The 5,080-nt window shown below is 66.2% G+C and carries 5 protein-coding genes; 2 read left to right on the forward strand and 3 right to left on the reverse strand.

The features are described 5' to 3' along the window. On the reverse strand, positions 1-1,223 hold a 1,223-nt coding region (locus ABS88_RS24195; protein ID WP_286750832.1), incomplete at its 3' end, for an FGGY family carbohydrate kinase. A gap of 333 nt (positions 1,224-1,556) precedes the next feature. On the opposite strand from ABS88_RS24195, the gene ABS88_RS24200 reads away from it, so the two are divergent. After that, complete coding sequence (locus tag ABS88_RS24200; protein WP_286750833.1) at positions 1,557-2,945, forward strand: DEAD/DEAH box helicase; 1,389 nt, start codon at positions 1,557-1,559, stop codon at positions 2,943-2,945. A 49-nt stretch (positions 2,946-2,994) separates the two neighbouring features. Next, positions 2,995-4,038 (forward strand): alpha/beta fold hydrolase, encoded by a 1,044-nt coding sequence (locus ABS88_RS24205; protein ID WP_286750834.1) that lies wholly within the window; start codon positions 2,995-2,997, stop codon positions 4,036-4,038. Here the strand turns inward: ABS88_RS24205 and ABS88_RS24210 are convergent. Further along, the gene (locus ABS88_RS24210; RefSeq protein WP_286750835.1) at positions 3,983-4,744 is read right to left on the reverse strand and encodes an alpha/beta fold hydrolase; all 762 of its coding nucleotides are present in this window, start codon (positions 4,742-4,744) and stop codon (positions 3,983-3,985) included. The genes ABS88_RS24205 and ABS88_RS24210 overlap by 56 nt on opposite strands. 58 nt (positions 4,745-4,802) lie before the next feature. Continuing rightward, entirely contained in the window at positions 4,803-5,048 is a 246-nt protein-coding gene (locus ABS88_RS24215; protein WP_040589328.1) for a hypothetical protein, read from the reverse strand. Positions 5,049-5,080: the final 32 nt, after the last annotated feature.

Here is a 5,080-nt window from a genome sequence, read left to right on the forward strand (position 1 = left end):
GCCGCCATGCCGCCGTCGATCCGCAGATCGGCCCAATCGACGCCATCGGCCGCGAAGGCGGCTTTCAGATCATGCGCCTGATAGGCCTGCGCTTCCAGCGCGGCGCGGGCGACATGCGCCTTGCCACTCGCGAAACTCAGCCCCGATATTGCAGCGAGCGCATCGGGTCGCCAGTGCGGTGCACCCAGTCCTGCAAGCGCGGGGACCAGATAGACACCGCCATTATCCGTAACCGAGCGCGCCAGCGCCTCGCTCTCGCCTGCGTTCGCCAGCAGGCCGAGGCCGTCACGGAGCCACTTTATCAGGCTTCCCGCCACGAATACCGATCCTTCGAGCGCATAGCTGCGGCGCCCGTTTTCCTGAACCAATATCGTCGCGAGCAGCCGGTTGGCCGAATGCGGCCGTTCCGTGCCGCTCGCCGACAGGATGAAGGCGCCGGTGCCGAAAGTTGCCTTCGTCTGTCCCGGTTCCAGACAGGCCTGGCCGATCGTTGCCGCCTGTTGGTCGCCCGCCATCCCCGCAATCGGGATCGCGCCGCCGAACAGCTCCGGGTCGGTGGTGCCGACCGTTGCGGTGCAATCGACGATTTCGGGCAGCAGTCGCATGGGAACGCCGAACAGGTCGCACAGGCCGCCGTCCCAGCCCCCGTCGCCGTCGATCGCCATCAACAGCGTGCGTGAGGCATTGGTCGCGTCGGTCACATGCGCGCCGCCGGTCAGGCGATAGACGAGATAGGATTCGATCGTCCCGACGGCGAGCCGATCGCCCGCCTGGGCCAACTGCGGCCAGTTGCGCAGCGCCCAGCCGATCTTGCTGCCGGAAAAATAGGGATCGAGCAGCAGGCCGCTCTTGGCCTGCACCGCCGGTTCGTGCCCGGCCTCCTTGAGCTTCGCGCAATCGGCGGCGGTCCGCCGATCCTGCCACACGATTGCGGGGGCGAGCGGCCGGCCGGTCGTCCGGTCCCAGAACACGATCGTTTCGCGCTGGTTGGTGATGCCGATCGCGGCAATATTGGCCGCGCCGCCGGCCTTTTCGATCATCGTGCGCGTGCACGCGAGGGTCGCCTGCCATATTTCCTCGGCATCATGTTCGACGAGGCCGGGGCCCGGATAATGCTGGCGAAACTCGCGCTGCGCGCTGCCGAGCGGCGTGCCGCTCGCGTCGAAAAGCATGGCGCGGGTCGATGTCGTGCCTTCGTCGATGACGATAATCTTTTCCGGCATGGCGCTCCGGCTCTCCCCTTTATTCGGTCTTGCAGGAACAAGATCAGCACGAACCGGCGAGGGGGGCAATCCCGGCCCGAGCAATCATCTTGCAATTTCGCGTAATATTCGCCATATGCTTGTGCAGCGCAGCATGGCGGACTTCACCGCCGCAACCACCGGCAGCGTGATTTTCCCGCCCGAGGCGCCGTAAAGGCCGCCAGCGCGGGACGAGCCGGCACCGCGCTTTGTCCCTTGAGGCACCCTTTCACGCGGGTCGTTTCGAACCCGCGGCCGTGCGCCGTCCGTTCGATGCGAACGGACGCTGTGCGCGTCGCCCATTGTGAGTATGTTATGACGAGTTTCAACGACTTTGGCCTGCACGCCGACATCAATCGCGCGCTTGCCGCCAAGGATTATACAACCCCGACCCCGATCCAGACGCAGGCGATCCCGCCGCTGATGAAGGGCCGCGATCTGTGTGGCATCGCGCAGACGGGTACCGGCAAGACGGCCGGTTTCTCGCTGCCGTCGATCCACCATCTGCTGACCTATCCGCATCGCGCCAATCCACGCGGCTGCCGCATGCTGGTGCTGGCGCCGACGCGCGAACTCGCGGCGCAGATTGCGCAAAGCTGCCGCGACTATGGTCGTTTTACCAAGCTGCGCGTTTCGACCGTGTTCGGCGGCGTGCCGATCAACAAGCAGATTCGTGACCTTGCGCAGGGCGTCGATATTCTCGTCGCCACCCCGGGCCGCCTGCTCGACCTGATCGATCAGCGTGCGCTGCGCATGGACGATGTCGAAATCTTCGTCCTCGATGAAGCCGACCAGATGATGGACATGGGCTTCATCCATTCGCTGCGCCGCGTTGCCAAGCTGCTGCCGTCGCGGCGCCAGAATCTCTTCTTCTCGGCGACGATGCCGAAGGAGATTGCGGGCCTTGCCGATCAGTTCCTGAACGATCCGGTCACCGTGTCGGTCGCGCCGCAGGCGACGACTGCCGAAAAGATTCGCCAGCGCGTGACCTTCGTCGAGCAGAAGGAAAAGCAGGCGCTTCTCCACCATGTGTTACGCACCGAGGACATCGACCGCGCTCTGATCTTTACGCGCACGAAGCACGGCGCCGACCGCGTCGTCCGCCATTTGAAGGGCGCGGGCATCGAAGCCTTTGCGATCCACGGCAACAAGAGCCAGGCGCAGCGCACGACCGCGCTGCAGGCGTTCCGTTCGGGTCAGGTCCGTTTGCTCGTCGCGACCGACATTGCGGCGCGCGGCATCGACGTGTCGGGGGTCAGCCATGTGATCAATTTCGAGATCCCGAACGTCCCCGAACAATATGTTCATCGCATCGGCCGCACCGCGCGCGCCGGGGCGGAGGGTGTTGCGATCAGCTTTGTCGCGCCTGACGAGCGCCCCTATCTGCGCGATATCGAACGCGTGACGCGGACCAAGGCCGAGCCTGCGAAGCTGCCCGACAATTTCGGCGAGATGGTTCGCAATCTGCCCAAGCCGGCACAGCCGCCGCGCGACACCGGCAGCAAGGGTCGTGACCCGCAGCGCCAGCGCGACGATGCGCAGCGCCGCAAGGGGCATGGCGAGGGCGGTTCGCGCGATGGCGGCCATCGCGGCCCGCGCCGCGAGGCAGCGGCCGGCGACGGCGCACAGCCGCAGCGCAAGCGTCGCTTTCGTCCGCGCGGCGGGGTCGGGGCGCACAAGGGATCGGTGAAGCGGGTCGGTTGACGCCCGCCCCCGGCACGCTAGGTTTGCGCGCGGGTCGAGGGGACGGACGATGATCGACGACGACGAATATGAACCGCTGCCGCCGCAGCGGCCGCTCTTCCGCCGCAAGCGGGTGCTCATCCCGCTGGTGGTGTTGCTCGTCATCGTCGCGATCTTCCTTGCGCTGCGCACGCCCGACACCGACCGCGATGCCATGATCGCCAAATATGGCGGCCCCGACGCGAGCTTCGCGGCGGGGCCGGCAGGGCAGCGAATCCATTATCGCGATCAGGGCAGGCGCGACGGCCGCACCATCGTGCTGCTCCACGGGTCGAACAGCAGCCTCCAGACGTGGGAGCCGCTCGTCAAAAGGCTCGGCGGCGATTACCGGATCGTGACGCTCGATCTGCCGGGGCATGGCCTGACCGGCGGCACGCCCGACAAGGATTACAGCGCGGCGGGGATGATTGCCGCGGTTGATGTGGTGGCGGCCAAGCTCGGCCTCGATCATTTCATCCTGGGCGGCAATTCGATGGGCGGCTGGGTGGCGTGGCGCTATGCGCTCGCCGAGCCGGGACGCGTCGATGCGCTCCTGTTGTTCGATGCGGCGGGCATGCCGCTGCGAAAAGGCGAAAAGGCGCCCGAATCAAATCTCGGCTTCCGGCTTCTCAAAAATCCGGTCGGACGCTGGCTCGCCGGACAGATCACGCCGCGCTCGCTGGTCGAAAAGTCGCTCCGCCAATCGGTCGCGAAAACCGGCATCGTCGATGATGCGATGGTCGACCGCTATTGGGAGTTGCTCCGCTTTCCGGGCAATCGCGAGGCGACGGCGCTGCGCGCCACGCTCGACCGCGAGCCCGCGATGGCCGACCGGATCGGCGAGATAAAGGTGCCGGTGCTCATCCTTTTCGGCAAGCAGGACCGGCTGATCAACCCGAGCGCCGCGCTAACCTTTCACGACCGGATTGCGGGATCGGAGGTCGTTCTGCTCGACGGCGTCGGCCATCTGCCGATGGAGGAAGCGCCCGACGCCACCGCGATGACGATCGCGGATTTCCTTACGCGGCGGCTTGCTCCGCCGTCGCCTCTGCCGGCTGCTCCAGAAAAGCGCTGATCCGCGCCGCCGTGTTCGCGGCGTGGGTGAAGGGGAAAAGGTGCGACCCCGGCACGACTTCCAGTATCGCGCCGTCGATCAGGTCGGCGATCGCCTGGCCGTGCGCCGCCGGCACGACGCCGTCGCGCCGCCCCATCAGGATCAGCGTCGGCATGTTCTTGAGCTGCGGCAGCATAGGCGCGCTGGTCCAGCCGGCCATCGCCATCGCCTGATAGGTCAGGCCTAGCGGCGTTGCGGTGGGAAGCTTCAGTCCGCTCGCCAGCATGTCGTCGTCGAGCAGTGCGGCCCAGCCGATTCCCGGCGCCCCCACGCTCGGCGTCGTTGCTATCAGGACCATGCGCCGGATACGCGCCGGAAATTGCACCGCGATCTGCTGCGCCAGCGCACCGCCCCAACTGAAGCCGGCAAGGTCGAGCTGCGGGTGACCGAAGCGTTCGGCAATCTCCATCACGATCGCGGCCATTGTCGGCGCGGTATAGGGAAGGATTGCGTCGGGCGACCCGCCGACGCCGGGCATGTCGAGCGTCCACACCTCGCGCCCATGTATCTGCGCGAGCAGCGGTGCCGCGGCGGCGATGTCGGCGCCGATCCCGTTGAGGAACAGCAACGGCACCCCGGTGCTGCCTTTACGCCAGCGCGCCGTGCGAAGCGCGAGGCCATAAAGATGTTCGGTGCCGATGACCGGGCGGCCGCTGATCCTGCTCATGCCCATGGCTTTGGCATGTTTTGGACGTGGACGGAAGCGCCTCGCCAGTTTCCTGACCCTAGCCGGCGGGTGGCTCGGTGGCCCGCCTTTCGGCCTGTTCGTAGCGCAGGCAGTCGAAGATTTTGGCGCCAGCAAGAAATACCGAGCCGCTGCACGCGACGAGCAGCAACTGGCCGCCGTACCCCGGAAATTCATGCAGATAGGCTGTTCCGCGCGCCATGGCACCCGCCGCCAATGCATAGATGATCAGGCAGGCCTCGAACCTGGTCTTGATGATAAACAGCCGTCCGATTTTCTTCAGCATCGCCACCATCCGAAGCAAGGGATGTGCCAGTG

Source organism: Sphingopyxis sp. SCN 67-31, assembly GCF_001725095.1.